The sequence below is a fragment of the Flavobacterium anhuiense genome, assembly GCF_900101855.1.
Lineage (GTDB): Bacteria > Bacteroidota > Bacteroidia > Flavobacteriales > Flavobacteriaceae > Flavobacterium > Flavobacterium anhuiense.
The window spans coordinates 1-25989 of record NZ_FMVC01000008.1 but is presented as its reverse complement, the minus strand read 5'-3'; the positions used below and the strand labels follow the sequence as shown (position 1 = coordinate 25989).

General features: G+C 33.4%; 23 protein-coding genes and 1 tRNA gene. 7 read left to right on the top strand and 17 right to left on the bottom strand.

Annotation, left to right across the window (positions count from 1 at the left end; all coding sequences use genetic code 11):
- Window positions 1–27: 27 nt before the first annotated feature.
- The 11 genes from BLP44_RS19380 to BLP44_RS19330 form a co-directional block, all read right to left on the bottom strand.
- Window positions 28–576, bottom strand: a complete 549-nt coding sequence (locus tag BLP44_RS19380) for a hypothetical protein (protein ID WP_091135362.1) — start codon at window positions 574–576, stop codon at window positions 28–30.
- Between the two features lie 17 nt (window positions 577–593).
- A complete protein-coding gene (locus BLP44_RS19375) occupies window positions 594–1607 on the bottom strand; it encodes a relaxase/mobilization nuclease domain-containing protein (protein ID WP_091135359.1) in 1014 nt (337 codons plus the stop codon).
- On the bottom strand, window positions 1604–1981 hold the full coding sequence (locus BLP44_RS19370) for a plasmid mobilization protein (RefSeq protein ID WP_091135357.1): 378 nt from the start codon (window positions 1979–1981) through the stop codon (window positions 1604–1606). Before BLP44_RS19370 ends, BLP44_RS19375 begins: the two co-directional genes overlap by 4 nt.
- 123 nt (window positions 1982–2104) lie before the next feature.
- Window positions 2105–3037 (bottom strand): toprim domain-containing protein, encoded by a 933-nt coding sequence (locus BLP44_RS19365; RefSeq protein WP_091135355.1) that lies wholly within the window; start codon window positions 3035–3037, stop codon window positions 2105–2107.
- Window positions 3038–3307: 270 nt separating this feature from the next.
- Window positions 3308–4540 carry a primase-helicase family protein gene (locus BLP44_RS19360; protein ID WP_091135353.1) on the bottom strand — a complete coding sequence of 411 codons (1233 nt, stop codon included), beginning with the start codon at window positions 4538–4540 and terminating at the stop codon, window positions 3308–3310.
- A 93-nt stretch (window positions 4541–4633) separates the two neighbouring features.
- Window positions 4634–4969 (bottom strand): helix-turn-helix domain-containing protein, encoded by a 336-nt coding sequence (locus tag BLP44_RS19355; protein WP_091135351.1) that lies wholly within the window; start codon window positions 4967–4969, stop codon window positions 4634–4636.
- 178 nt (window positions 4970–5147) lie between these two features.
- The gene (locus BLP44_RS19350; protein WP_091135348.1) at window positions 5148–5969 is read right to left on the bottom strand and encodes a hypothetical protein; all 822 of its coding nucleotides are present in this window, start codon (window positions 5967–5969) and stop codon (window positions 5148–5150) included.
- 129 nt (window positions 5970–6098) lie between these two features.
- Window positions 6099–6172: transfer RNA gene (locus tag BLP44_RS19345), tRNA-Ile, on the bottom strand.
- A gap of 146 nt (window positions 6173–6318) precedes the next feature.
- Window positions 6319–6723 carry a methylmalonyl-CoA epimerase gene (gene mce, locus BLP44_RS19340; RefSeq protein WP_091135347.1) on the bottom strand — a complete coding sequence of 135 codons (405 nt, stop codon included), beginning with the start codon at window positions 6721–6723 and terminating at the stop codon, window positions 6319–6321.
- Between the two features lie 8 nt (window positions 6724–6731).
- Window positions 6732–9092, bottom strand: a complete 2361-nt coding sequence (locus BLP44_RS19335; protein WP_091135345.1) for a hypothetical protein — start codon at window positions 9090–9092, stop codon at window positions 6732–6734.
- Window positions 9052–9960, bottom strand: coding sequence for a hypothetical protein (locus tag BLP44_RS19330; RefSeq protein ID WP_091135344.1), 909 nt, complete (start codon window positions 9958–9960; stop codon window positions 9052–9054). Before BLP44_RS19330 ends, BLP44_RS19335 begins: the two co-directional genes overlap by 41 nt.
- 268 nt (window positions 9961–10228) lie before the next feature.
- Between BLP44_RS19330 and BLP44_RS19325 the strand changes: the two genes are divergently transcribed.
- Complete coding sequence (locus BLP44_RS19325) at window positions 10229–11917, top strand: Ig-like domain-containing domain (RefSeq protein WP_091135343.1); 1689 nt, start codon at window positions 10229–10231, stop codon at window positions 11915–11917.
- On the opposite strand, the gene BLP44_RS19320 is transcribed toward BLP44_RS19325, so the two are convergent.
- Window positions 11914–12681, bottom strand: a complete 768-nt coding sequence (locus BLP44_RS19320; RefSeq protein ID WP_091135341.1) for a nitrilase family protein — start codon at window positions 12679–12681, stop codon at window positions 11914–11916. The genes BLP44_RS19325 and BLP44_RS19320 overlap by 4 nt on opposite strands.
- A 180-nt stretch (window positions 12682–12861) precedes the next feature.
- Here BLP44_RS19320 and BLP44_RS19315 point away from each other — a divergent pair, with 180 nt between their 5' ends.
- The 4 genes from BLP44_RS19315 (at window position 12862) to BLP44_RS19300 (ending at window position 17040) form a co-directional block, all read left to right on the top strand.
- Complete coding sequence (locus tag BLP44_RS19315) at window positions 12862–14181, top strand: GntP family permease (protein ID WP_091135339.1); 1320 nt, start codon at window positions 12862–12864, stop codon at window positions 14179–14181.
- Between the two features lie 4 nt (window positions 14182–14185).
- Entirely contained in the window at window positions 14186–14653 is a 468-nt protein-coding gene (locus BLP44_RS19310; RefSeq protein WP_091135337.1) for a RidA family protein, read from the top strand.
- A gap of 197 nt (window positions 14654–14850) precedes the next feature.
- The gene (locus tag BLP44_RS19305; RefSeq protein WP_091135335.1) at window positions 14851–15954 is read left to right on the top strand and encodes a D-TA family PLP-dependent enzyme; all 1104 of its coding nucleotides are present in this window, start codon (window positions 14851–14853) and stop codon (window positions 15952–15954) included.
- Window positions 15955–15969: 15 nt separating this feature from the next.
- Complete coding sequence (locus BLP44_RS19300) at window positions 15970–17040, top strand: dipeptidase (protein ID WP_091135332.1); 1071 nt, start codon at window positions 15970–15972, stop codon at window positions 17038–17040.
- Here BLP44_RS19300 and BLP44_RS19295 read toward each other — a convergent pair.
- Window positions 17037–17813: a DeoR/GlpR family DNA-binding transcription regulator gene (locus BLP44_RS19295; protein ID WP_091135330.1), complete on the bottom strand. Its 777-nt coding sequence runs from the start codon at window positions 17811–17813 to the stop codon at window positions 17037–17039. The genes BLP44_RS19300 and BLP44_RS19295 overlap by 4 nt on opposite strands.
- 133 nt (window positions 17814–17946) lie before the next feature.
- Between BLP44_RS19295 and BLP44_RS19290 the strand changes: the two genes are divergently transcribed.
- Entirely contained in the window at window positions 17947–20238 is a 2292-nt protein-coding gene (locus tag BLP44_RS19290) for a family 20 glycosylhydrolase (RefSeq protein WP_091135328.1), read from the top strand.
- 50 nt (window positions 20239–20288) lie between these two features.
- On the opposite strand, the gene BLP44_RS19285 is transcribed toward BLP44_RS19290, so the two are convergent.
- The 3 genes from BLP44_RS19285 to BLP44_RS19275 form a co-directional block, all read right to left on the bottom strand.
- Complete coding sequence (locus BLP44_RS19285; RefSeq protein ID WP_091135325.1) at window positions 20289–21035, bottom strand: succinate dehydrogenase/fumarate reductase iron-sulfur subunit; 747 nt, start codon at window positions 21033–21035, stop codon at window positions 20289–20291.
- 94 nt (window positions 21036–21129) lie between these two features.
- The gene (locus BLP44_RS19280; protein WP_008465260.1) at window positions 21130–23130 is read right to left on the bottom strand and encodes a fumarate reductase/succinate dehydrogenase flavoprotein subunit; all 2001 of its coding nucleotides are present in this window, start codon (window positions 23128–23130) and stop codon (window positions 21130–21132) included.
- A gap of 12 nt (window positions 23131–23142) precedes the next feature.
- Complete coding sequence (locus tag BLP44_RS19275) at window positions 23143–23808, bottom strand: succinate dehydrogenase cytochrome b subunit (RefSeq protein WP_008465261.1); 666 nt, start codon at window positions 23806–23808, stop codon at window positions 23143–23145.
- A 356-nt stretch (window positions 23809–24164) separates the two neighbouring features.
- On the opposite strand from BLP44_RS19275, the gene BLP44_RS19270 reads away from it, so the two are divergent.
- On the top strand, window positions 24165–25526 hold the full coding sequence (locus BLP44_RS19270) for a hydroxymethylglutaryl-CoA synthase family protein (RefSeq protein WP_091135323.1): 1362 nt from the start codon (window positions 24165–24167) through the stop codon (window positions 25524–25526).
- Between the two features lie 121 nt (window positions 25527–25647).
- Here BLP44_RS19270 and BLP44_RS19265 read toward each other — a convergent pair.
- Window positions 25648–25989 (bottom strand): integrase core domain-containing protein (locus BLP44_RS19265; protein WP_139159199.1); only part of this gene is annotated, 342 nt, incomplete at its 5' end.

Here is a 25989-nt window from a genome sequence, read left to right as displayed (position 1 = left end):
TTTCGATTTTTCATTATCATTTACATTCTACCGAGTTTCATACGCTTTTTTCATAAGTTTTTTAGTTTCTTTATCACTATTAATATACATATACTCCCAAGCTTTTCTTATCCTATCATTTTGAATTTGTCGCATTTCAATTTCTTTGCTATTATCACTATAATGTATGCCCCAGCTGTAAAGACTGTTTAAGGCTATCATTATAGCAAGCCATAAAAACCATCTTCCAAAAACAATTTTATAAAACAGTTTTGCATCATGTTCCGGAAATAACAAAATCTGAAATTTCCTTATGATACTTTTCGGCTGCCTTCCAATCATAAATTTAATATCTAGAAAGCCTTTTCGCAGGATAGCCTCCATTGGTTTAATATCCAATTGTTCTGAAACATTTTTTTCTGTTCTATGTTCCTTTTTAAACACATCGATTTTATTCTCTATGTTTTTAACTGCAGTAATAAGCACCTGAATTTGGTGATTGTTTGTTTTCTGTTCCAGTGCAAATTCCTCCAGTACTAAATGCAATGTCTCACTTTCTATATGACCCTTTTTTTCTGTATTTGAATTTGTTTCCATATTTTTATATTTTTATATCATCTCCTTAATGCTGATTTCTTCTTTTTCTTTTGTGGAATTCTTTGTAATTCAGGATCAATATAATCCGGCTCATATTCAGAATTCATTAATTGTCCTATAACTCCTAAAACTTCTTTAACAACTACTGATCTATCTAAACTATAGCCTTGATTTTCTTCGTTTTGTTTTTCAGTGTTAAAAGAATTAGATATTGACTGACTATCTCTGTCATGATTTTTTTCTTCACCAATATTTTTCATGGCATACTGTTGTTTCTGATGTAATATCTTTTCAATTTTTGTCAAAGAAAAACCAACTTCGCTCCCCTTTATTTTTACTTTTTTATCATCTATAAAAGAAATCCCCCTGCCTTTAAGAACTTTATATCCCAACTCCTTCATTTGTCTTTCAAATCCTAGATAAGAGTTGGCATACTTTAATGTCTGTCGGATATCTACTTTTAGTTTTTCTTTTCTACTATCGTGGCGAGGCAGTAACCTGTCTTTAGCAAATAGAAATGCTCTTGGGCTTAATACTTCTTGAAGACCATATTTCTTTTCAAGACAACGACAAAGTTCAGCCATGCGTTTATAGCTATTACTATCATTGGCAACCTTACCATCAAAGCCAACTCGATTGGCTGCAATATGTATATGCTGCTCTTTGGTATCCCTATGTAGCACACAAATGTACTGGTTGTCTGCTATACCAAACTCCTTGGCACATTCTCTTCCAACTTCTCTCAATTGTTCTTTGGTTAATGTATCTTCCGGAGCTAAACGTAAGGTCAGATGCAACATTGGTTTTTCAACACGCCTGCTTAATCTTCGAACATCTTTAAACTGCTGTGTAAGCTCATACTTGTTACCGAAGCATTTATTATATTCTAATACTTCTGCTCGGTCTTTATGCTGCAAACGGTCTTGCAGTGCAAGTGCAAGTTTTTTCTCTTCAGACAATTCTATTTTATCTTCCAAACAGTAGCTAATACAATGATAAAAAGAGCTGCCTATACTTACACGACCTATCATGACATAAAGTTTTTAATTTGAACAGCAAGATCTTTAACCCGACCTGACTGTACTTTTAATTCTGCTCGTTCAAGCGGACTTAATTCATCGTTGCTATTTCTCTTTTTGGCTATCTGATTAAGGTTGGCTGCCAGGTGATTAAGCACTCCGGTAAAGCTTAGAATTTCTTTCGGAAGGGCTTTATTCCTATAATCAATCTTTGCTTTGAGTCCAATTTCACGAAGGTATTCGGAAACGCTAAGATTCGATTTTTTAGCTTTGGATTCAATTATTTTACGCTCATAGAGCGTACATTTCATTGCCATCAGCTGATCTCTTTTTACAGCCTTTTTGGGTCTTCCTCCTCTGTTCTTTTTTATTTCTTTCTCTTCCATTGTCTCTTATCATTTATTTTTTGAATGCAGATGCATGAAAAAAATCCCTCTCAACGAATGCGGCAGCATGAGGGGAGCCAGCGTTTTGGTTTTACCAAAACATAGCTGGCTACCACTCGGACGTCATATAGATCTCCTAAAACTATGACCTCGTTTAACTTGCGGTTCCTGGTTTAACCATTCGTTTAAATCTTTCTTTTGCTCATATAAAAAACTTTGGTCGGTATATTTTGCAGTATCACTTTGTAGAGCTTCACTAGTACATTTTATGCCCCCTGTATCTCTGTCTAAATAAAGATCGACTCTCTCGTGTCTTTCCATTAATTGTAGAGACTTCTTAAAAAAAGACAGGGAATTTAGTATCAGGAAATTTGTTTGTAGGTTAACTGATTTTTGATTCATCATTATATAAGAGAGGTAGTCAAAAAAGCCTTCAAAAACGACTACTGATTTTGCTTGGGCATCTATGAAAGTGATATCTTTTGGTGAGCTGCTACCTTTAAAATTTTCACTACGTAATTCATATCCTCCTGAAATATTCAGAAATCCAATAGCAGTATGCTTTCGATTATTTAAACAAAAATCAACCTCTTTACAATGTTGTCTTGCGATCTCTTGTGAAATGCTTCGTTTATCTAAATAAGCCATCAACAACTTATTTTCCAATGTCCGTACATCACCAATGATAATTTTATCAGGGGGATTATCTTTCTTTTCATTTGCAATTCTTAGATTTGAAGACTGTTGATTATCATTTTTAAGTGATAAACTTATACCGGAGGAAATGCTATTACCTTTTAAAAGTTGTAAAAATTCAGAAACACTACATCTAAAATATTCAATCCCAAAATCAACTACATTTCCTCCCTTGCCTAATCCATGGTCATACCAACAATTTAATTTCTGATTCACTTTAAAAGAAGGTGTGTTTTCATTTCGAAATGGCGATAGATACCAATAATCCTGATTTTTTATTTTTGATGGCTCATGTCCTAATGTTTCCAGATAATTGACCAAATCAATTTGATTTGCACTTTTACAATTGAACTTTTCCATAATTGTTTTTTTAATAAATCTTCTATTTGATTTTGAACAAGCTGTTCATTTGCTAATGAAAAAGAAAGAACTATAATTTTTTCTTTTTTTGATGTTTTGATGTAAATACCACGTAACCCATTGATTACCTTAAGATTGAACTGCATCAATAGTTGCATCAGTGCATCACTTTATTTTTGTCCTGCATCAGTTTTGCATCAAAAAAGATTGTTTTTTAGTTTGATGCAAGCTTTGATGCAGATCTGTTTAGCTCAATTACAAGACTTTATACTAATTTTGCATCAAAGCATCAAATATTTTATAAAACAAAATCTTTTTAATTGTATAGAAACGTCCTCTTCGATCTACTTTTACAAATTCACCATGCGACAATAATTCAACTCCGCAATAAGACTTTGTATTATCTTCTGGTGTAAAACCCCATCGTTTGAGAATATTTCTTATTTCATTAGCAGAAATATTTATTCTGTTATTTTGCTTCCTCAGTAGAATAAAAATATCATTAGGAGCTAATTTCAACTCATCCTCTTCCATTTTCTCAAAACATTCATGTATCAATTCAAGAATAAGTATTTCTTCTTTATTTCGATTTACAAGCTTTAATAAGGAGGCTGTCATAATCTGCTCGGGTTTAAACCACATTCTTGTTTTTTGCTCGGAAAAAAAATTTCTCATTTGCAGGTACTTTAAGAAATACGGAATTTCTTTGTTCAGTTTTTTAAGAAAAAATACATCTTCTGTATTTATAGTACGTATTTTACGAATCCAAAAACGGATTTCTTCTTCATCTATTTGAATAAAATTATCTTCATTATTAGAACAAAGAATAAATTTTGCAAAGAATTCAATTTCTTGTCGATCCTTTCCTTTTGCTTCTATTTTATCTTTGTCAGTTGTAGAAAGGTATTTTAAACGTTCTGTAATTTCTTTTTTATCAAAAAACACTTCATCAATAGCTACAAGTAACATACTTGCCCAATCAGAATTAAACTGTGAACCAAACGAATCGCCTTTTATGTAAGTCATATTCATTCCAAAAATTGCCTTCAACCACTTTATAAAAGAGCTTTTTCCTGTCGATCGTTCTTTGCTTACTAAGCAAAGAATTGGCAATGTTTGAGTAGGCTTTTCATATAAAAGTTTTATATAGTCTAAGCCTAACTCTCTTTGGTCTCCAAAAACATGTTGAATAAATTGCAATGAATTTGGAATCAATTTTTCGAGTTCATGAATTGAAAAATCCTTAGCTATTGGTTGGTTAGGCAGTTCATTATAGGTATTATAGAAATCATCTACAATTTGCTCATAACCAAAATGATTAGGAATACAGCAAAATCCATCTAGTTTGGATATATCGTTTAAAAACGATTTTCCGTGATCTGAAATGATTGTTTCACGATTCCAGCGCACCATTACTTTTACTTTATCGCCAGATATTAAAGGTTTATCTATAATTTTGAAATAGGAAGTTCCTACTCTGATATAAGGAATATCTAAGTCCATAAGATTCAAATTATCATCCTTACAATCTTGTCATAAGAATTTGATTAAAAAATAAAAGATTTTTATGCGTTCATTTTGCAGAAGTTGAACGCCTTATTTTCTCCACAAAGCAGCATTTGTGTTTTCAAGATCTTCAGTAGTACTAATGATCTCTCCGTTTAAATAATCAAGAAGATCTGCTTTTCTAAAATAGATTTTCTTCTGACCTTTTTTCTTGGAATATCTAATCTTTCGTTGGTGGGTAAGCTGATAAATGTATTTGACCTCTATTGATAAAAACTCGGCAGCTTCTTCAGAGGAATAAACATCTTTACTATTTAAAGATAGTTTCATTAATGCCTTTTTAATAAACGCATCTTGTTTCTTTGCTAGTTCCATTACGATCAATTCCAATCGATCAATTTTGGAAGTAAAATTACTTGCATCCATATTTCTAATTTTTAAATTATGAAACAAGTTTACGCAGGTTTGGCTATGTAAAAAATCGTGTAAAAACAATTTACATATTTAAAATAACTAATAATAATAAATTCTCAAACAGAACAAATCACTTTAGCTTATTTTATCTTTAAAAAACATATTTGAGTAATCAAATTTTACATAGCGATCAAGGCAATTTTTCAAATAATCGTGTAAAATCATTAAGGTGTAAAATTTTATCTCCATCATTTATTCTAATATATTTATTAAAAAAATCAATAATTTTGGTGTTTGTTTTATCTTTAATATGTGAATTCCAATTTTTTTGAATATTGAAAAGTGATGTCAATATTTCAATTATGTTCTGTTTTGAATTTCTTTTATTATTTATTCTTATTGAAATTGATCCTTCTTTTATTTCCATTCCATTGCATAACTTATAAAGATTTTCAATTGAAGAACTATCTCGAAAAATATTAATATACTTCTCTATTATTAGATCAAACTCTCTTTGATGAATCTGCTTAATAATATCTCCATTGGTCAAATTTATGGCATCTTTAAAATTCACACCATTCTGATTCATTGATCCAATTACATCACTTTCTTCAAAAACAACTTCCTTTTGTTTAAATATTTCGCTTGGGTTTTCAAGACAATCTTTTACTATTTTAAAAATACTCCTAGGTGTTTTTATTTCAAACATATAAAACAATAGAAACTGGGTAAAAACAAGTAAAAAGAGGTTTAATAAGATTTTGTAAGTTTCTGAAACACTCAAAACTTCTTTACCAAGAATGACTCCTAATAAAAATGATAAAAGGAAAATTAGAAGCAAGATCAACAACCTACTTTTATTAATTCCTACATAATATCTAAATTTCTCTTCAAAATATAAATTTACAAATAGAGGTTTAACTATGAAAAACAATCTAAAAAGCAGATATACAGGAACAACAATTCTCGCAAAAATCAGAATAAATGACAAGATGTAGATATAAATGGTCATATTATAATTAATTAAGTTATATAAAAGTAAACAAAACTAATTGATTATAAAACAATTGATGTTCGTCAAATGCTCGTCATATGAAAATAAAAAAGCCTTTACATCACTGTAAAGGCTTGATTTTATTAGTGGTCCCACCTGGGCTCGAACCAGGGACCACCTGATTATGAGTCAGGTGCTCTAACCAGCTGAGCTATAGGACCGGTTTAGAGGATGCAATATTACTACTATTTTTCATTCACTCCAAATATTTTAAGACATCATTTGAATTTTATTTTAAATCTTTTTTTGAATCTCAAAAACGAAATTGATTTTCAACATCTTATTTAAAAATTAAAATGACATTTTTTTATTTAATTTCTTGGCAAAGCTCCACCAAAACTCCATTTGTGTTCTTTGGATGCAGAAAAACAACCAATTTATTGTCGGCTCCTTGCTTCGGAACTTCGTTAATCAAGACAAAACCTTCGTTTTTTAAACGTGCAATTTCAGCTTCGATATCATCAACATCAAATGCAATATGATGAATGCCTTCTCCTTTTTTCTCCAGAAATTTAGCAATCGGACTTTCAGTATTTGTTGCTACCAAGAGTTCGATTTTATTATTTCCGGTTTGAAAAAAAGAAGTTAATACGCCTTCGCTTTCTACTGCTTCCATTTTATAAGACGGAACGCCAAGCATTTTTTCGAACAAAACATTCGCATCATCCATGTTTTTTACAGCAATCCCGATATGTTCTATTTTGTTTACCATTACTTCAATTATTGATTTATATATGTATTAAAATAACCGCATTCTGCAATTACATCCTGATAGTATTTGGTGTCAGAATAATCTTTTCTTAAAGCTTTGAATGAATTCCAGGCAATAAAATTAACTTTATCATCTTGAATTTCCCAATAGCTGTTTACGTTATTGTATTTTTTATTGTAATATTCATTTCTTTCACATTTTGAAATCAGATACAAACATTTTGCTTTTTGCTCTTTGTTTGATGCTGCTTCAAAAGCTTTTTGATAATACATTTTCGAAACCGAATTATTTGTAATCATTTCTTTCATTGTATTTCTAAATGAATATGGACTAGAACCATAACCTACAATGTTGTTTTCATAAAAAGTTCTTCCGTTTCCAAAATGAGAAATATTATAAAACGCATTTCCTAGCAAAAGACTATTCGTGTAAACATCTTCTTTCTGCGCCAATTTATCCTGCATTTCTTTTATTGTAGTCAAGAAATCCATAAAAATATATTTTCTTTTCTGATACGCCGCGTGATCACAATCATGACAGTCTTTTATACTTCCGTTAAACGGATTTCCTAAGAATTTATAATATTGAACCGAATCAGTTTGTTTCATAAACTCGATTGCTTCTGGAATTTTGTTTTTAAATGTCGCCTGAACTGCTTGAAAATTATTTATATCTTTTAGTTTCAAACTATAAATTCCTGCGCCAATATTTTCTATTTCAGTTTTATTTGGTTTTGCCAAAAATGTTTTAATTCCCAATAATTTCTTCTCATCATCATAAAACGAATTTCCATCATTCCAATAACTATAACGAGATTCACCAAAAATTTCAGCCATAACCAAATTGCCGCTTTCTTTACAAAGATTTGACAAATAACTTCTGCTCCATGATGAAGCATTCTGATAACGAAATTCTTGTCCTTTATAATTTTTAGGAAGTTCATAATACAGCCAATTCAAATCGGCTAGAATTGTTTTTTCGTTTTTATCAGTCAGCTTATCTATTTTGCTCAAATTATTTACAAAACGCAATAATCGAATTTGATATTTAGCCAATTCTGTTTTTGGAAGTGTTTTTTCAGCTTTCGTATAATTCTTATCCGCATTAGCATAATCGCCTTTTAGCGTTTGAAGATATCCAATTGCAAGATCCCATAAGTATGGTTTTTCGGTATTTCCAGCAGCAGAAATTTTTGCAATTAAATCAACTGCACTATTGTCAACTTTTGCTTTGTTTTCATTTTTATTCTCTGCAACAGTCTGCGGTGTTGGCGGCTTGCTATAATCTCCGCTGCTCACCTGAAATGAATTGTTTATTTTTTGCTCTAGCGAATTAACCAATCTCGTTCCTAGATAATTTAAATGTTCACTTTTCGGATCTAACTCGTAGATTTTTTCAATCGCCTGTTTTTCATCTTTATAATATCCGTGAATTGCCCAAAGCGCTGCTTTTTCTTTATTGTTTTTTGCCATGGCTAAAGCCTTAGTCCAATCAGATTCGCTTTTTGGTTTGAAACTATAAGCCGTAACCACTCTTAATTCTGGACATTTGTCAAAAACCTGAGCGTATAAATAATTTGAAGTCGCGTATTTTTTCTGCTTATAATTTATTCCGGCAACATACGCCAAAGCACGATAATACAAAGTATTCTTGGCAACAGAACTTTCGGTTTTGTTAAAAAAGTCAATTGCTTTTTGTTTGTCATTACTATAAAAACGCGCCTTCATAGTGAGGAACCAATATCTGTTTTTTAAAAACGGATCAGACAAAGTATTGTATACATTTTCGATTGATTGAATCATTTTGGCATCATTGAAAGTTTTTGCCACAACAGGATCATAACTCCAATAATCTTCGCCAATTGAAACGGTTTCTATTTTTTGAGCCAAATACAAAAATTCAACAAAGTTTTTTACTTTCTCATCTTTCAAATTCAGCTTTTTGCCCCATTTTTGAGAGCTTTTGTTTTCTTTTTTTGTTTTATAAAAAACGTGCAGATCCGTTATTTCTTCTTTGTTTTTAATCGTATTTTTTTCATCAGAATAATATCTCGGCTTTTCATCTCCAATTAAAAAATAATTGACTGTTGTTGTATCGACTTTTCCTTTAAGATAATCTGCCCAATCTGATTTTATATTTTTATTGAAACGCGAATTATGCTGGGTATCAAAACCAATTCCGTAGAAAATTCCACCCGATAAAAACAGAGGAGAGTATGATTTGTCGGCAAAAGTTTCTGGAGTAAAGTTTGAATTATAAGCACCAAAATAATCCCAATCTCCATCTGCACAGGCATAAATTATTCCACAGGCAAAAAGGAATGCGGCACTAAAACCAAGAAACAACTTGCTTAAAAATATTCTTTTCATAATTATTTAAATTGAATTCGTCTAAATCGTAAAATATAATTTCGTTTGGCTTTTCGATAAGATTGTCTTGCAAATCTTCTGCCATTTCTTTTAAATCTTCTGCTTTAATTTCTTCTATTTTCAAAAGATCATTTTCTTCATAAAAAATACCATTTTTATAATTGGAATGTTTTACTCTGAAAAAAACCGGACTTGTTTTTTCAAAATTGGAATCTTTCTCTAATGTTGAAATGCTCATTTTAGAACGAAGTCCAATCACTTTATTGTCTCTAATATGAACTCCCCAAGAATAAATCGAGAATGCAAAATCAAGATGCAGCGGATATTTCTTCAAACTTTTCAGATATCGCTCTGCCACTTTCTGATCGTAAATAGAATTTAGCGAATCTGGCGCAATCGAACCCATATTGTAATACATCAGAACTCCAGAATCTACATTTGGGATTTTTGTTTTTTTGAAGTATTTCACCTGATGCAGTCGAATGGTCGCTGAAAGTTTCTTTTTTGAAAGTTTTTTAAAAACCTCGATAAACTTCAAATAATTCTCTTTGCTATTCAGTGTCCAATCGCAGTCAATTTGAATTTCCCGACAATCAATTTTGTTTTTGGAATTGATTTGTTCTATAAAATCAAAAGTTTTTTGAGCCAGATTTTCTACATCGAGACTGGGTTGCAACATGATTTTATTTTGAATGAAAACCACAGGAACGATTGTATATCCTTTTGGATTTTGTTCGAATCGAACAGGACTTATGGGAATTGGAAGATTTGATTCTGGATGAAGTCCAATATCAAAATACCTAACATAAAGTTTTTGAACATCATTCTCATCCAAAGCCTCTTTCTCTATTTTTGAAAATTTGAACATCGTTTTCCAATAGTAAAAGGAGATTAAGGGTTTTTCGTTTTTAGTGCATGATAACATTAAAAAGAGAAACAAAACTGGAAAAAATCGTTTGAACAAAACTTAGAAAATTACATTTTAATTCAAAAGTAAGAAATTATATCATTTTAAAATGTTCGAAAGACCATATTTTTAAAAGATTCGCAAAATTCCAAATCCTAATAAATGGCTAAAAAATTTCAATTAAAGCAAATATAATCGTTATTTTGTGCAATCAAATTGAAAAACCGTTATGTTGAAAAACACTCTTAAATACATTGCTTTTATAATTTTAATATCAATGATAAGCTGCGCCAAAAGAGGCAGCATTACCGGCGGTTTAAAAGATACGTTACCCCCTGTTTTAACATCTAGCTTTCCAAAAAATTTCACAACTGATTTTAAAGGAAATACGATCACGTTAAATTTTGACGAATATGTCAAACTTAAAAACACCAATAAACAGCTGATCATTTCTCCCCCTTTAAAAAATGAGCCATTAATTACGCCTACCAATGTCAGCAAATTTATAAAAATAGAACTTCGAGATACTTTGTTGCCAAACACCACTTATAGCCTAAATTTTGGACAAGCAATTCAGGATAATAACGAGGGGAATGCTTTAAATCAGTTTAAATACATTTTCTCAACAGGATCACATATTGATTCGCTTAAATTGAACGGAAGAATTAAAGATGCTTACGGAAAATATGTTGACAATTTTGTTTCTGTAATGCTATATGAAGTAAATGACAAATTTAAAGATTCTACGATTTACAAAGAATTTCCACGCTATATTACCAACACTTTGGATAGTATGCGTACTTTTCAATTTGAAAATTTGAAAGAGGGAAAATATCTTCTGGTTGCTTTAAAAGATAAAGGATCAAACAATAAATTTAATCCGAAAGATGACAAAATCGGGTTTTTAAAAAACTACATCACAGTTCCGACGGATACTGTTTATGAGTTAGAATTGTTTAAAGAAACGCTTCCTCTAAAAGCTTTCAAACCTATTCAAGCTTCTGGAAACCGCTTGTATCTTCCGTATGAAGGGAAACAGAATTTCAAGAATTCAAAACCAAAAATTACCCTAAAAAATGGTAACGAGGTTTTGGAAACTATTGTCACACAATTTCCTAAAAAAGATTCGCTTCAAGTCTGGTACAAACCTGTTAAAGCCGATTCGTTATCTATGGAAGTTGAAAAAGGAGACTATAAGAAAAGATTTTCTTTTAAAATTAAAGCTTTAAAAAAAGACACTTTAAATATTAAAGCGATACAAAATGGCCAGCTTAATTTTAGAGAGCGTTTTACATTGGAAAGTGAAACTCCTTTGGTAAAATTTGATAAATCTAAAATCACATTGGTTAATAAAGATTCTGTTGCTGTTCCTTATACCACAGAATACGACGAATTTGACCAGAAACTGTATATAGATTTCAAAAAAGAACCTTTGGATAAGTATAATTTCACTTTCCTTCCAGGTGCTTTGACCGATTTCTACGAAAAAACAAACGATACTTTATCGTATAAACTCGCTACTAAAGAATATGCTGATTACGGAAATATTATATTGAACCTGAAAAATGTAAAACGTTTTCCTATTATTGTTGAACTGACCAATAAAAAAGGAGACGTTGTTTTGGCTGAAGGATATTCTGAAGGTGCAACTACATTAGAATTCAATTTATTGCAACCAGATGTTTTCACGGTTCGTATTATTTATGATGACAATAAAAACAAACAATACGATACCGGTAGCTTCTTAGAAAAAAGGTATCCCGAAGAAGTTTTTTACAATCAGGAAGAATTTGATGTCCGCGCCAATTGGGATCGGAACGAAACTATTGACCTGAGCATTCCTTTTAATCCAGAAGTTGAGAAAAAACAGGACGATAAAAAGAGAAAAGACGCAGAAAAGAAACGGAAAGCTTTTTAAAACTTGATATCAAACTGATCTCTATCGCTTAAAAAATCTAACTTTTTACGCGTTTCATGCATGGTGTTTTTGTCTAATTCTACGACAAAGACACCATTTTTTTCTTGTGGCTCTAAAATATAATTCCCTAAGAAATCTATCGCTTGTGAATGACCAATGTGTTCAAAATTATGAGCATCCTTCCCTATCCTGTTTACCCCAATTACATAGGAAAGATTTTCTATTGCCCGGGCCTTTATCAAAGCATCCCAAGCATTAGTGCGCACTTTTGGCCAATTGGCCACATACAGAATCAGGTCGTAGTTTTCTGCATTTCGCACAAAAACAGGAAATCTCAAATCATAACAAACCTGAAGGCATATTTTCCAGTCTAAATACTCTACAATTACTTTTCGGTTTCCACGCGTATACACTTTGTCTTCGCCTGCAAGAGAAAAGGAATGCCTTTTATCGTAATATTGAATTTCGCCTGACGGAAAAACAAAAATCATACGATTATAATACTTTCCATTTTCGACAATAACTACACTTCCAGTAATTGCTGTATTTTTTTGTTTCGCTTTAAACTTCATCCATCCAATCGTTTCACCTTGCATGGTTTCAGCAACCTCAGAAGCATTCATGGTAAATCCGGTCGAAAACATTTCAGGAAGTACAATCAAATTTACTTCCGAATCAATTTCATTAATTTTTGAATCGAAATTTTCACGGTTTTTACTGGCATTCTGCCAAAAAAGATCGGTTTGGATTAAAGCTATTTTCATCTCATTTTATTTTTCTATAAAGGTAGAAAACACAAGACATTCTTATTTATCACTCAATAACTTTAACAATACAATGCAAAAAAAACGCAGTTTTTGCAAAAAAAATGCGAAGTGTAAAAATATTTTATATATTTGAAATTACAACCACAATTATAACTAACTAAAATACAACCACAAACCATGAGCATTCTTATACTCACTGCGTGCATTATTTTTTTGATTTTACAGATTGCCTGGTTTAAAATAAATCCATTTTTAGCATTTATTGTCACCTCTCTATTGGCCGCTCTTTTATTAGGGTTACCTGTTGAAACTATTTCACCTGTTTTGCAAAAAGGCCTTGGCGAAATGCTCGGTTCAATTACTTTAATTATTGTTTTTGGAACCTGCATTGGTAAACTCGCCGTTTCATCTGGTGCAGCAAAAGTGATTGCCAAAACGGTTATGAATTGGACAGGCAGAAAATATGTTCGTTTGGGTTTAATGATTACTGGATTTATTATTGGAATTCCGCTTTTCTACAGCGTAGGTTTTGTTCTTTTAGTTCCACTAATTTTTTCGGTTGCACATCAATTTAAATTATCTAAAGTATATTTGGGAATTCCAATGCTGGCTTCACTTTCTGTAGCGCACGGATTTCTACCTCCGCATCCTTCCCCAATGGCATTGAGCAGCATTTTGAAAGCTGATATTGGATTGGTTTTAATTTACGGAATCATAATCGCTATTCCGACTATTTTAATTGCTGGACTTTGGTTTTCAACACGCTTTAAAAACATCAAAACCGAATCGGATCATGAAATTTTAAATGTTGAGGAAATTACAAACGAAGGGAAATTGCCAACTTTTAGTCTGAGTTTATTTTCTGCACTATTTCCCGTTTTTGGATTAACAATTACTTCTTTACTTCCGTTGATTTCAAATAATGAAAAACTAATTGCTATCTGTAAAATTATTGGTGATCCAAGTATAATTATGTTGCTATCACTGCTTCTTTGCACTTATACATTGGGAATTAGGATGAACCGCAGTGTTTCATCTGTCATGGACGATTACACACAAGCTATAAAAGATGTTGCGCTAATTGTTTTAATTGTTGGAGGTGCGGGCTGTTTAAAAGAAGTCATGATTGTAAGCGGTGTAAACGAAACCATTGTTGATACTTTAAACCAAGTTAATATACACCCATTTTTATTAGCGTGGATTATGGCTGCAATAATTCGTGTTTGCGTTGGTTCTGCAACCGCTGCAGGTCTAATGACTGCCAGCGTTTTGTTACCTTTACTACAATCAAACAATTTAGACCCTAATCTCTTTGTACTTTCTGTAGGAGCCGGAAGTTTAATGTGTTCACATGTTAACGATCCGAGTTTTTGGATGTTCAAAGAATATTTTAATATCAGTCTAAAAGATACTTTTAAATCCTGGACCGTAATGGAATCGCTGGTTTCTGTCTTGGGAATTATATTTATATTTATTTTAAACGCTTTAATACATTAAAATCATGAGTTTAAATCCACAAGAAAAATTCGAAAGTCTAGGTTTGTCATTGCCTCCAGCTCCACAGCCTTTGGGCATTTACAAGCCCTATTTGGTAGACGGAAAATATTTATACTTATCTGGTCATGGCCCTGTTCAAGATGATAAATCTTTAATTATCGGGCGCATTGGAGAAGATATGGATATTGAAGCTGGAAAGCTGGCCGCTAGACAGGTTGGATTGACTATGCTTTCTACCATTGTAACCAATTTTGGAAGTTTAAGCAAAGTAAAAAGAGTCATCAAAGTTTTAGGAATGGTAAACTGTACTTCTGATTTCTTAAAACATCCTTATGTAATAAACGGCTGCAGCGAATTATTTGCAGAAGTCTGGGGACAAGAAAACGGAATCGGCGTTAGAAGTGCTGTCGGATTTGGGTCGCTTCCTGATAATATTCCAGTTGAAGTTGAAGCGCTTTTTGAATTGTATTAATTTTTTTTTAAACACATAGAAACATAAGCTTTATTTAATTTCACATTGAAAGTCAAAACAAATGACTAGTCATTTTCACATAGACTATATTTATTAATGTAAAGTGAAATGCCTTTCACCAGCATCTAAAATCTATGCCCCTATGTGTTTAAAAAATTATGTTCACCATAATATCAACCAGCTAAAGAACAAGAACCATGCAAAAGAACTGGTGGAAAATCAATTCCGAAACACTTATCGACACTCCGTTTTTAGCAGTTTACGAAGATCGCGTAAGACAAAATATTGAACGGCTTATTTCTTACGTCAAAGGTGATACTCAGCGATTGCGTCCACACATAAAAACACATAAAAATGCCGAGATTTTAGAGCTTTTCAAAATTTATAATATCAAAAAAGTAAAATGTGCGACAATTGCCGAAGCTGAATTGGCTGCCAATCAAAATGTAGAAGATATTCTTTTGGCATATCAGCCTGTTGGTCTAAAAGCTGAAAGATGGATTTCGCTAATTAAAAAATTCTCTGAAATTAATTTTTCAACCATTGTAGACAATTTGAAAACAGCTTCTGATTTAAATGAAATTGCTAAAAGAAATAATCTAACTCTTTCTGTTTATTTGGATTTAAATACAGGAATGAATCGAACAGGGTTTTCTATTTCTGAAGATTGGCAAGGATTAATTCAGGAGATTTTAAAATTGGAAAATCTTCATTTGAGAGGCATACATATTTATGACGGACATATAAAAGGAAGTATAGAAGAACGAAATGTAGAAGCTTCGAAAACATTTGATCAAATTATCAGTCAAGTTGAAAACATCAATTATGATTTGAAAATTGTTGCAGGAGGTTCTAATACTTTCCCTTTTTATGCCAAACAGGAAAATGTAGAATGCAGTCCAGGAACTTTTGTTTTTTGGGATTCTAATTATCAGACTCATCTTCCCGAACAAGATTTTAAACCTGCATTGGCGATTGTTGGGACTATTATTTCTAAACCGACAAAAAATAGTTTTTGTGTCGATATTGGTTATAAAGCCGTTTCATCTGAAAATCCAATTAACAAAAGATTAGTTGTTTTGAATGATGAAAATCTTATTCCAACCGCTCATTCTGAAGAACATCTGATTTTAGAAAATAGAGGTCAGAATGAATATGAAATTGGAGATATTATCTATGCAGAACCATATCATGTTTGTCCAACTGTCGCTTTATACGACAATCTTCAGGTGGTGAATAAAAAACATCAAATTTATGCGCAATGGCCAGTTGGCGCTAGAGGCCGAAAAAATACTATTTAATTTTTTATTTGAATTATGTTTATACTAGACGCTCATTTAGATCTAAGCATGAATGCAATGGAATGGAATCGGGATCTGAGAAACGATGTTCCAACTTTACGAGGATTAGAAAAAGGAATGACCGACAAACCCGATCGCGAACGCGCAACGGTTTCTTTTCCTGATCTTCGACGAGGTAATATCGGAATTGTCGTTGCGACTCAAATCGCAAGGTTTGTAAAACCAGGCAGCATTATTCCGGGATGGAATTCGCCCGAACAAGCTTGGGCTCAAACTCAAGGACAGCTTACTTGGTACAAATCCATGGAAGAAGCTGGAGAAATGACACAGATTACAGATAAAAAATCACTCCTAAAACATTATAATTTATGGAATGATGGAACGCCTAATGACAAGAAACCAATTGGCTACATTTTAAGCTTGGAAGGTGCAGATTCAATTGTTGATCTTTCTTATTTGGAAAAAGCACATAATTACGGGTTACGAGCTGTTGGTCCCGCGCATTACGGCCCTGGGCGATATGCCAACGGAACTGATGCAACTGGGAAAATGAATCAGAACGGAATTGATTTATTGAAAGAAATGGAACGCCTTAATATTATTCTGGATGCCACTCATTTGTGTGATGATGCTTTTTGGCAGGCGCTGGACCATTTTAATGGAGCGGTTTGGGCAAGTCATAATAACTGCAGAGCATTAGTTGATCATAATCGTCAATACAGCGATGAAATGATTAAAGCTTTAATTTCGAGAGGAGCTGTTATTGGTGGAGCTTTAGACGCCTGGATGATGGTTCCGAATTGGGAAAGGGGTATTTCTGATCCAAGGAAAATGAGTTGCAGTTTAGAAACGGCTTTTCAGCACATGGATCATATCTGCCAAATTGCAGGAAATGCAAATCATATCGGAATTGGCTCTGATCTAGACGGCGCATTCGGAACAGAACAATGCCCTTATGATTTAGATACCATTGCCGATTTGCAAAAATTAGTTTTGATATTCAAAAATCATGGTTATACTGATGAAGATCTAATAAAAATATTTCACCAAAATTGGATTGATTTTCTAGTAAAACATTGGGATTAAATCACAGTAAGACTTGGAAAATTTTCTTTGTACGTCTTTAGTTTTTCATGAGTAGGCTCTTCTTCGGTAATTACATAATTTACCTCAGATACACTGGCGATTTTCATTTTAAGAACCGTATTTAGTTTTTCTGTAATGGTCAAAACTGCTGTTTTTTTAGAAGCCTGAATCATTGCTTTTTTAACTTGAACGGTTTCCCAGTCAGAATCGGAATAACCGCCATCGATATCTAGAGCATTTGTTCCAAGGACCAAAAGATCTGCTTTTATGTTGGCTAATTGATGAAAAGCTTCTCCGCTAACACACATTTGGCTGTATGATGAAATGCTTCCGCCAATCATGATGGTTTTAATATTAGGTTTATCTAAAAGCTGAACAGCCGTTAAAGCAGTAATAGTAAAAACAGTTAGATTAAGATCGTTTGGAATTAATCGGATGAATTCACGAATAGTGGTTCCTCCATCAACAATTAAAACCATTCCGTCATGAAGAAGACTTACAGCTTTCTGTGCAATAACTTGTTTAGCTTCGACAGCATAAGTTTGGTTAGATGAAGAATAGTGATATCCTTTGGTCATTGCACCGCCCTTTACTTTGATTATAAGTGAGTCGGCGTCAAGTTCATTAATATCACGACGAACAGTATCTTCGGAAACACCAAGTTTAGCCGAAAGAGTTTCAAAACTCACACGCGTATGCAGGTTAATCTCTTTTAGAATATGATTTTTACGTTCTTCTTTACTATAATTTAAAACTTCATTTTCAGTGCTCATGCCAATTGTTTTTTCTACCTACAAAAATAAACATTTCGATAAATAATTCAACGAAAGCAAAAGCGGTATTATCAATAAAATCATTTCTATATCTTTAAAACATCTTTTTACCAAAATTTAAAGTTTTTCTCCTATGAAAAAAATCCTTTTTCTATTTTTCCTTTTTTCTTTTTTAAATGGAAATTCTCAAAATTCAGAACAAAACGTTTCTATAATTCCCGCTCCCAATTTGTATAAATTGACTGGAGACAGTATTCGCATAAACGGAAAAGTTCAAGTGATTTTTACAAACAAAAATTATAGTGAAAAGGAATCGAAATCAGCAAAAATTTTAGAAGCGGCATTAAATTCTAAATCCAATTCAAAGAAATCAAATCTGAAAATTGAGTTTAATTCGGATGTAAATTACACATCAAAAGAAGGGTATAAAATTGAAATTACTTCGAATAAAATTTTAGTTTCAGGAAAAGAAGAAGGCCTTTTCTATGCTGTTCAGACTTTATTACAGCTCCTTCCAAACAAAATTTCCAACGTGATTAAATTGCCGTGCTTACTTATCGAAGATCAACCACGATATTCTTACCGAGGCTTGCATTTAGACGTCTGCCGTCATTTTTTCTCCGTTAGTGTTATAAAAGATTTTATCAGACAAATGTCTAGCTATAAATTAAATAATTTTCACTGGCACTTGACCGACGATCAAGGCTGGCGAATCGAGATAAAAAAATATCCAAAGCTGACAGAAGTCGGTTCAAAAAGAGCGCAAACTTTAGTCGGTAATAAATTTGAAAGATCACCATTCTTTTTTGACGGAAATCCTTACGGCGGATATTATACTCAAGAAGAAATTAAAGAAGTAATAAAATTTGCCGAAGATCATTACGTGAATATTATACCAGAAATCGAAATGCCAGGTCATGCTTCGGCGGCGATTACGGCTTATCCAAATCTGGCTTGTTTTCCAGATCGAAATTATAAAGTCGTAGAATCTTGGGGTGTTTTTGAAGATGTTTTCTGCGCTGGAAAGGATGAAACTTTTACCTTTTTGGAAGATGTTTTAACCGAAGTAATGGCATTATTCCCAAGTAAAAATATTCATATCGGCGGAGACGAATGCCCAAAAACAAGATGGAAAGTTTGCCCAAATTGTCAAAAGCGAATCAAAGATTTAGGCTTGAAAGATGAGCACGAACTGCAGAGTTATTTCATAAAAAGAATTGAAAAATTTCTGAATGCCAACGGAAGGCAGATTTTTGGCTGGGATGAAATTCTAGAAGGCGGATTGGCACCAAACGCCGCTGTAATGTCTTGGAGAGGAGAATCGGGTGGAATTCATGCTGCAAAACTGAAACATCCTGTTGTAATGACTCCTGAAAGCACTGTTTATTTTGATTATAATCAGGGTTATTCGCCAAACGAGCCACTTACCGTTGGTAGACTAAGCACCTTAGAAAAAGTATACCACTACAATCCAACTCCTGTTGACAGCCTAAATATGGAAGAACAAAAATACATCATTGGAGTTCAAGCCAATTTATGGTCGGAATATTTAACAAGTCCAGCAAAATTGAATTATATGCTTTACCCTAGAATTTTCGCTTTGGCAGAAATCGCTTGGACCGAACCTCAAAACAAAAACTATAATCATTTTATTCAAAATCAAGTGCCGTACCATTTAGAAAAATTAGAATTAGAAAACAGATTATATAAAGTTCCAGCTCCTTTTGGCGCAGATGAAAAAGCTTTAATTACATCAAAATATATTTTGGATCTCAAACCAACCATTAAAAACGGAAAGATATTTTATACCATTGACGGCTATAATCCAAATGAAACAGCAAACTTTTACCGAAATCCGGTAACGATAAATATTCCAAAAGGAGAATATAGAACCATCAAAACAATTCAAATCAGCGAAAGCGGCAAAAGGAGCTCGATTAATAAAATAATTGTCCGCAATCCAGATGTAAAACCTTCGTTTGCTATTCAGCCTAAGAAAAACGGAATTCAATTTGAATATTTCACTGGGACATTTAAGCAAGTTCAGGATTTAGAACTTTCAAAACCTGTTGGTTCGGGAATTTTAGAAGGCAAAATCAGTGCTGAAAAATGGAAAACGAAATTGGAGCGTTACATCGGCTTAAAATTCAATGGATACATCTTTATAGCAGAAACAGGAAATTATACTTTTTCGACGCTTTCAGACGACGGATCTAAGCTTTTTATTGACGACGAATTGGTTGTAGACAATGATGGCATTCATTGGATGAATGAAGCTTATGGCGCTGTCACACTAGAAAAGGGATTTCACAAAATCAATATTAGCTATTTTGATTTAACTGGAGGTACAATCTTAAATTGTTTTATTCAGAAAGAAGGTCAAAAAAAAGAAGAAATAAGCGCTTCCCAATTGTACTATGAATAAAAAAAACGCTTCCGATATCGGAAGCGTTTTTAATATAGTAATCGGTTTAATTAACCTTTCAAGCTTGCTGCTAAATACTCACGGTTCATACGTGCGATATTTTCAAGTGAAATTCCTTTTGGACATTCGATTTCACAAGCTCCCGTATTCGTACAGTTACCGAAACCTTCTAAATCCATTTGGTGAACCATGTTTAACACACGGTCTGTTGCTTCAACTTTACCTTGTGGCAATAATGCATATTGAGAAACTTTTGCAGAAACGAATAACATTGCTGAAGAGTTTTTACAAGTTGCAACACAAGCTCCACAACCAATACAAGCTGCAGCATCAAATGATTTATCTGCATCTGCTTTTGGAACTGGAATAGTATTCGCATCAATTGTGTTTCCTGAAGTGTTTACAGAAATAAATCCTCCAGCGTGCTGAATTCTGTCAAAAGAACTTCTATCAACTACTAAATCTTTAATTACCGGGAAAGCTTTTGCTCTAAATGGTTCGATAAAAATCGTATCACCATCTTTAAACATACGCATGTGCAACTGGCAAGTTGTAACACCTCTATCTGGTCCGTGTGCTTCACCGTTGATGAATAAAGAACACATTCCGCAGATTCCCTCGCGGCAATCGTGGTCAAATGCTACAGGCTCGTCTCCTTTATTGATTAAACCTTCGTTAAGAACGTCTAACATTTCAAGGAAAGACATGTCTGGTTCGATTCCATCGATAGGATATTCTACAATCCCTCCTTTATCTTGAGCGTTTTTTTGACGCCATATTTTTAATGTAAGTTTCATACCTTTTTCGTTTGAAAGTCATAAGTCGAAAGTCGAAAGTCGTTTGGCACATTTTGCCTTTTGACTTTAAGACTTTGGGCTTTCGACCAAATTCTTATTTATAACTTCTTTGAACTAATTTAATGTTTTCGTAATTAAGAGGTTCTTTGTGCAACACTGCATCACTTGGTTTTCCTTTGTATTCCCAAGCTGCAACGTATGCAAAGTTTTCGTCGTCACGAAGTGCTTCCCCTTCTTCTGTCTGATACTCCTCACGGAAGTGACCTCCACAAGATTCGTTACGGTGTAAAGCATCTTTCGCGAACAATTCTCCTAATTCTAAGAAATCGGCAACACGAGTCGCTTTTTCTAATTCCTGATTGAATTCATAAGCGCCACCTGGAACTTTTACATCTCTATAAAACTCTTCACGTAAAGCAGCAATTTCTTCGATTGCCTCAGTTAAACCTTTAGCATTACGAGCCATACCTACTTTATTCCACATAATTTTTCCTAATTTTTTGTGGAAATAATCTACAGAATGTTTACCGTTATTGTTGATGAATTTATTGATTTGATCTACAACTGCTTTTTCAGCTTCAACGAATTCTGGCAGGTCTGTAGAAATTGGTCCCATTTTAATATCTGGAGCTAAATAATCTCCAATAGTATATGGCAATACGAAATATCCATCAGCTAAACCTTGCATTAAAGCAGAAGCTCCAAGTCTATTTGCTCCGTGGTCAGAGAAGTTAGATTCTCCAATTGAGAAACATCCAGGAATTGTAGTCATTAAGTTATAATCAACCCAAGTTCCACCCATTGTGTAGTGAACCGCTGGGTAGATCATCATTGGCGTTACATAAGGATCTTCATCAACAATTTTCAAGTACATTTGGAATAAGTTTCCGTATTTACTTTTTACGATTGCAGTTCCTAATTTAGTAACTAAAGCAGCATCATTAGCATCTAAACCTTTTACGTAAGCTTCTTCAGTTCCGTAACGTTTGATAGCTGCTGCGAAATCTAAGTAAACTGCTTCTCCAGTTTTGTTAACTCCAAACCCAGCATCACATCTTTCTTTAGCTGCACGAGACGCAACGTCACGAGGCACTAAGTTACCGAAAGCTGGATATCTTCTTTCTAAGAAGTAATCTCTTTCGTCTTCAGATAAATCATTTGCTTTTTTTCTACCTTCACGGATAGCCTGAGCATCTTCCAATTTTTTAGGCACCCAAATACGACCATCATTACGTAAAGATTCAGACATCAAAGTCAATTTAGACTGATGATCTCCTGAAACCGGAATACATGTTGGGTGAATTTGCGTGTAACAAGGATTTGCGAAAAACGCTCCTTTTTTATGAATTTTCCAAGCTGCTGTTGCGTTACTTCCCATAGCATTTGTAGAAAGGAAAAATACGTTTCCGTATCCTCCTGAACCAATTACTACCGCGTGAGCAGAATGTCTTTCTATTTCTCCAGTGATTAAATTACGAGCAATAATACCTCTCGCTTTTCCGTCAACAACAACCAAATCAAGCATTTCGTGACGGTTGTACATTTTAATTTTTCCACGACCAATCTGACGGTTCATTGCAGAATAAGCTCCTAACAATAATTGTTGTCCAGTTTGTCCTTGTGCATAAAATGTACGAGAAACCAAAGTTCCTCCAAAAGAACGGTTATCTAAAAGTCCGCCATATTCACGAGCCAATGGAACTCCTTGAGCCACACATTGATCGATAATATTAGCAGAAACTTCAGCTAAACGATAAACGTTTGCTTCACGTGCACGGTAGTCACCTCCCTTTACAGTATCATAGAACAATCTGTAAACTGAGTCACCGTCACCTTTATAGTTTTTTGCCGCGTTGATACCTCCTTGTGCAGCAATAGAGTGCGCACGACGTGGAGAATCTTGGAAGCAGAATGCTTTTACGTTATATCCTAACTCTGCTAGAGTAGCCGCAGCCGAACCTCCAGCCAAACCTGTACCTACTACGATAATATCAAGATTACGTTTGTTGGCAGGGTTTACTAAATTAATATGATCTTTATAATTTGTCCATTTGTCCGCTATAGGACCATTTGGAATTTTTGAATCTAATGCCATTATAATTTTATATTAATTATTGAAATGATGAAATAAAGCGATAATTACGAAAAGTGCTGGAACTACAACTGCAAACCAGTAACCTACTTTCGCTAAAAATCTAGAGTATTTGTTGTACATCCCCACTGATTGAAGAGAAGATGCAAACCCGTGCCATAAGTGGAATCCTAAAAGGATAAATGACACACAGTACAATGCCGTACGGATTGGGTCATGAAATTTGTGAACTAACTCACCATAATACCTTGTAGCATCTGGCGCTGTACCTGCAATATATTTGTAGGTAACTTCAGGAAACCAGAAATCATAAAAGTGCAATCCTAAGAAAGCCAAAATAACCAATCCAGAAATAATCATATTTCTAGAACTCCAAGAAGCGTTTGCAGCTCCGTTGTATTTAGCGTATGCGATTGGTCGTGCCGCGCTGTTTTGAGCCGTAAGAATAAATCCCATTACAAAGTGGAAAATTACCCCAAATGCCAAAATTGGCTGCATTACATACTGAATCAGCGGATTGTATCCCATAAAGTGAGAAGCTTCGTTAAAAACGTCTTCACTAATAATAGAGATAAAATTTAAGGAAACATGCAGCGCTAAAAACGTGATTAAGAATATTCCCGAAAGAGCCATAGCTACTTTCTTTAAAATGGAAGCATTCAATAGTGCAGATTGTGCCATAAGTGTTAAGTAGTTTGTTTTAAAAAATTAGACAAAAATAATTCAAATACAAAAGAACTACAACCATTTCGCTGTTATTTATAATGATTTTAAAATAGCTCAATTCTACGTACTTTTACGTACAAAACCAAAGCTGCTAAAAAATAATTCACTATAGAAAACTTCAAAACATTGCTTTTTAAGCCTTAGGAGAAAAATTTACAGACTAAGTAGATTACCAAAAATTATCATATTGTTATTTTATTCAAAGTTTTGATTTATTTTCTTTAAAAGTGTTCTTTGTCTGAAATTTTGTCTAAGTAAAAAATTGTCATTCCGCAACATAGTTTTACCTTTAGCGCCTCAAAAAATTAATAATGAAAACAGGAATTGATGCTATTTCGTTTGATGTAGCAAACATACATTTACCCATAAAAACTTTGGCAATTGCCAGAAATATTGAACCAGAAAAATTAGAAAAAGGTCTTGGATTACTAAAAATGACTTTTCCAGACGTTCATCAGGACGCGGTTGTTTTTGGAGCTAATGCGTTAACCAAACTTATCATTGATAATAAAATCAATCTAAACGAAATAAGCCGAATCTATGTTGGTACCGAAAGCGGTGTTGACAGTTCTAAACCAATTGCTTCTTATTTAATTAGTTTAATGGAGCAGAAATTTGGCGAAGATTCATTAGCAGAATGCGATGTAGTTGACTTTACTTTTGCTTGTATCGGCGGAGTTGACGCGATGCAGAACTGTCTAGATTTCGTTAAATTAAATCCAACTAAAAAAGCAATTGTAGTCACTTCTGATTTTGCAAAATACGATTTAAACTCTGGCGGAGAATATACTCAAGGTGCTGGAGCTGTTGCCATGTTAATTACTGCAAACCCAAAAATCATTGCTTTTGACGACAATTGGGCAACAAGTACAAAAGGTGTTTTCGATTTCTTTAAACCATACAGAACCATTTCTAAAGAAGAAATTACAAAAAACACCAATAACGATTCTTGGTTTGACAATTTAGAAGCTGAAATCGAAATCCATAAAGATCAGCCTGTTTTTGACGGTCAGTATTCAAACCAATGTTATATGGATCGTACGCGCAATGCTTACTTTTCATTCAAAAAATTAAAAAACGCAACCGAAACTTTATACAACACTTGGCATAGTATCGTGATGCATTTACCGTATTCTTTCCAAGGGCGACGAATGCTTTCTGAAATTTATACTTTAGACAGTGCCGAAAAAATTATTGCTGATGATATCGCACCTGCAGATTATCAGACAAAAATTAAAGAAGTGGCAAAATCGGATGATTACAGAAGTTTTGTAACTGAGAAATTACAGCCAGCTGAATTGGCTTCTTCTTTAATTGGAAATCTGTATACAGGTTCTATTTTCATGGGATTGTTATCGACTTTGGCCCATTTTTACGATACAAATAAAGAAGTTGCTGGAGCTAAATTCGGTTTCTTAGCTTACGGAAGCGGATCGAAATCGAAAGTTTTTGAAGGGACTATTCAGCCAGAATGGAAATCGGCTTTAGGAAATGTAAAGCTTTTTGAAAATTTAGCCGAAAGCGTAGAAATTGATTTCAACACTTATGAAAGCCTTCATAAAAAAGAACAAAAACAAAGTGTTAGAACTCCAAAAAACGAATGGGTTTTAGACCGAATTGAAAAAGAAATTCCTGTTTTAATTGGAGCGAGATATTATAAATGGGTGGATTAAAAAATTAATTATCAACTTTTGATCCCGATAGCTATCGGGACCAAATTCAAAACAAAAAAACCGAAGCATAAGCTTCGGTTTTTTTGTTTTATTTACACTTTGTCATTTCTGTAAAAGTTACTTATTTCGGTAACGGATTTATCATTTCGATTGGCTTTTTTCCATCAATTCCCTGATGCGGTCTTTCATGATTGTAATAATATAAATATTGCAGCAATTCCTCTTTTAACTCTTCTTGAGAATCAAAATCAGTATCTCGCAATAAATCCTCTTCCAGAGTTCTCCAAAACCTCTCCACCTTGCCGTTTGTCTGTGGGCGGTAAGGTCTGGTGTATCTGTGTACGATCCCGAGCTCCATCAGCATTCTTTCGAAAGGATGCTGATTTTTTACCTTGCTGGTTTTAATTCCAAATTCAGCTCCATTATCAGATAATATCTCTTCAAATTTTATTTCATAATGGCT

Coding starts and splice junctions, on each gene's coding strand:
- BLP44_RS19350 (WP_091135348.1), bottom strand. CDS start 5,969: ATGACCATTTATATCTACATCTTGTCATTTATTCTGATTTTTGCGAGA.
- BLP44_RS19290 (WP_091135328.1), top strand. CDS start 17,947: ATGAAAAAAATCCTTTTTCTATTTTTCCTTTTTTCTTTTTTAAATGGA.
- BLP44_RS19280 (WP_008465260.1), bottom strand. CDS start 23,130: ATGGCATTAGATTCAAAAATTCCAAATGGTCCTATAGCGGACAAATGG.
- BLP44_RS19375 (WP_091135359.1), bottom strand. CDS start 1,607: ATGATAGGTCGTGTAAGTATAGGCAGCTCTTTTTATCATTGTATTAGC.
- BLP44_RS19270 (WP_091135323.1), top strand. CDS start 24,165: ATGAAAACAGGAATTGATGCTATTTCGTTTGATGTAGCAAACATACAT.
- mce (WP_091135347.1), bottom strand. CDS start 6,723: ATGGTAAACAAAATAGAACATATCGGGATTGCTGTAAAAAACATGGAT.
- BLP44_RS19380 (WP_091135362.1), bottom strand. CDS start 576: ATGGAAACAAATTCAAATACAGAAAAAAAGGGTCATATAGAAAGTGAG.
- BLP44_RS19285 (WP_091135325.1), bottom strand. CDS start 21,035: ATGAAACTTACATTAAAAATATGGCGTCAAAAAAACGCTCAAGATAAA.
- BLP44_RS19320 (WP_091135341.1), bottom strand. CDS start 12,681: ATGAAAATAGCTTTAATCCAAACCGATCTTTTTTGGCAGAATGCCAGT.
- BLP44_RS19310 (WP_091135337.1), top strand. CDS start 14,186: ATGAGTTTAAATCCACAAGAAAAATTCGAAAGTCTAGGTTTGTCATTG.
- BLP44_RS19275 (WP_008465261.1), bottom strand. CDS start 23,808: ATGGCACAATCTGCACTATTGAATGCTTCCATTTTAAAGAAAGTAGCT.
- BLP44_RS19300 (WP_091135332.1), top strand. CDS start 15,970: ATGTTTATACTAGACGCTCATTTAGATCTAAGCATGAATGCAATGGAA.
- BLP44_RS19355 (WP_091135351.1), bottom strand. CDS start 4,969: ATGGATGCAAGTAATTTTACTTCCAAAATTGATCGATTGGAATTGATC.
- BLP44_RS19295 (WP_091135330.1), bottom strand. CDS start 17,813: ATGAGCACTGAAAATGAAGTTTTAAATTATAGTAAAGAAGAACGTAAA.
- BLP44_RS19370 (WP_091135357.1), bottom strand. CDS start 1,981: ATGGAAGAGAAAGAAATAAAAAAGAACAGAGGAGGAAGACCCAAAAAG.
- BLP44_RS19315 (WP_091135339.1), top strand. CDS start 12,862: ATGAGCATTCTTATACTCACTGCGTGCATTATTTTTTTGATTTTACAG.
- BLP44_RS19330 (WP_091135344.1), bottom strand. CDS start 9,960: ATGTTCAAATTTTCAAAAATAGAGAAAGAGGCTTTGGATGAGAATGAT.
- BLP44_RS19335 (WP_091135345.1), bottom strand. CDS start 9,092: ATGAAAAGAATATTTTTAAGCAAGTTGTTTCTTGGTTTTAGTGCCGCA.
- BLP44_RS19305 (WP_091135335.1), top strand. CDS start 14,851: ATGCAAAAGAACTGGTGGAAAATCAATTCCGAAACACTTATCGACACT.
- BLP44_RS19325 (WP_091135343.1), top strand. CDS start 10,229: ATGTTGAAAAACACTCTTAAATACATTGCTTTTATAATTTTAATATCA.
- BLP44_RS19360 (WP_091135353.1), bottom strand. CDS start 4,540: ATGGACTTAGATATTCCTTATATCAGAGTAGGAACTTCCTATTTCAAA.
- BLP44_RS19365 (WP_091135355.1), bottom strand. CDS start 3,037: ATGGAAAAGTTCAATTGTAAAAGTGCAAATCAAATTGATTTGGTCAAT.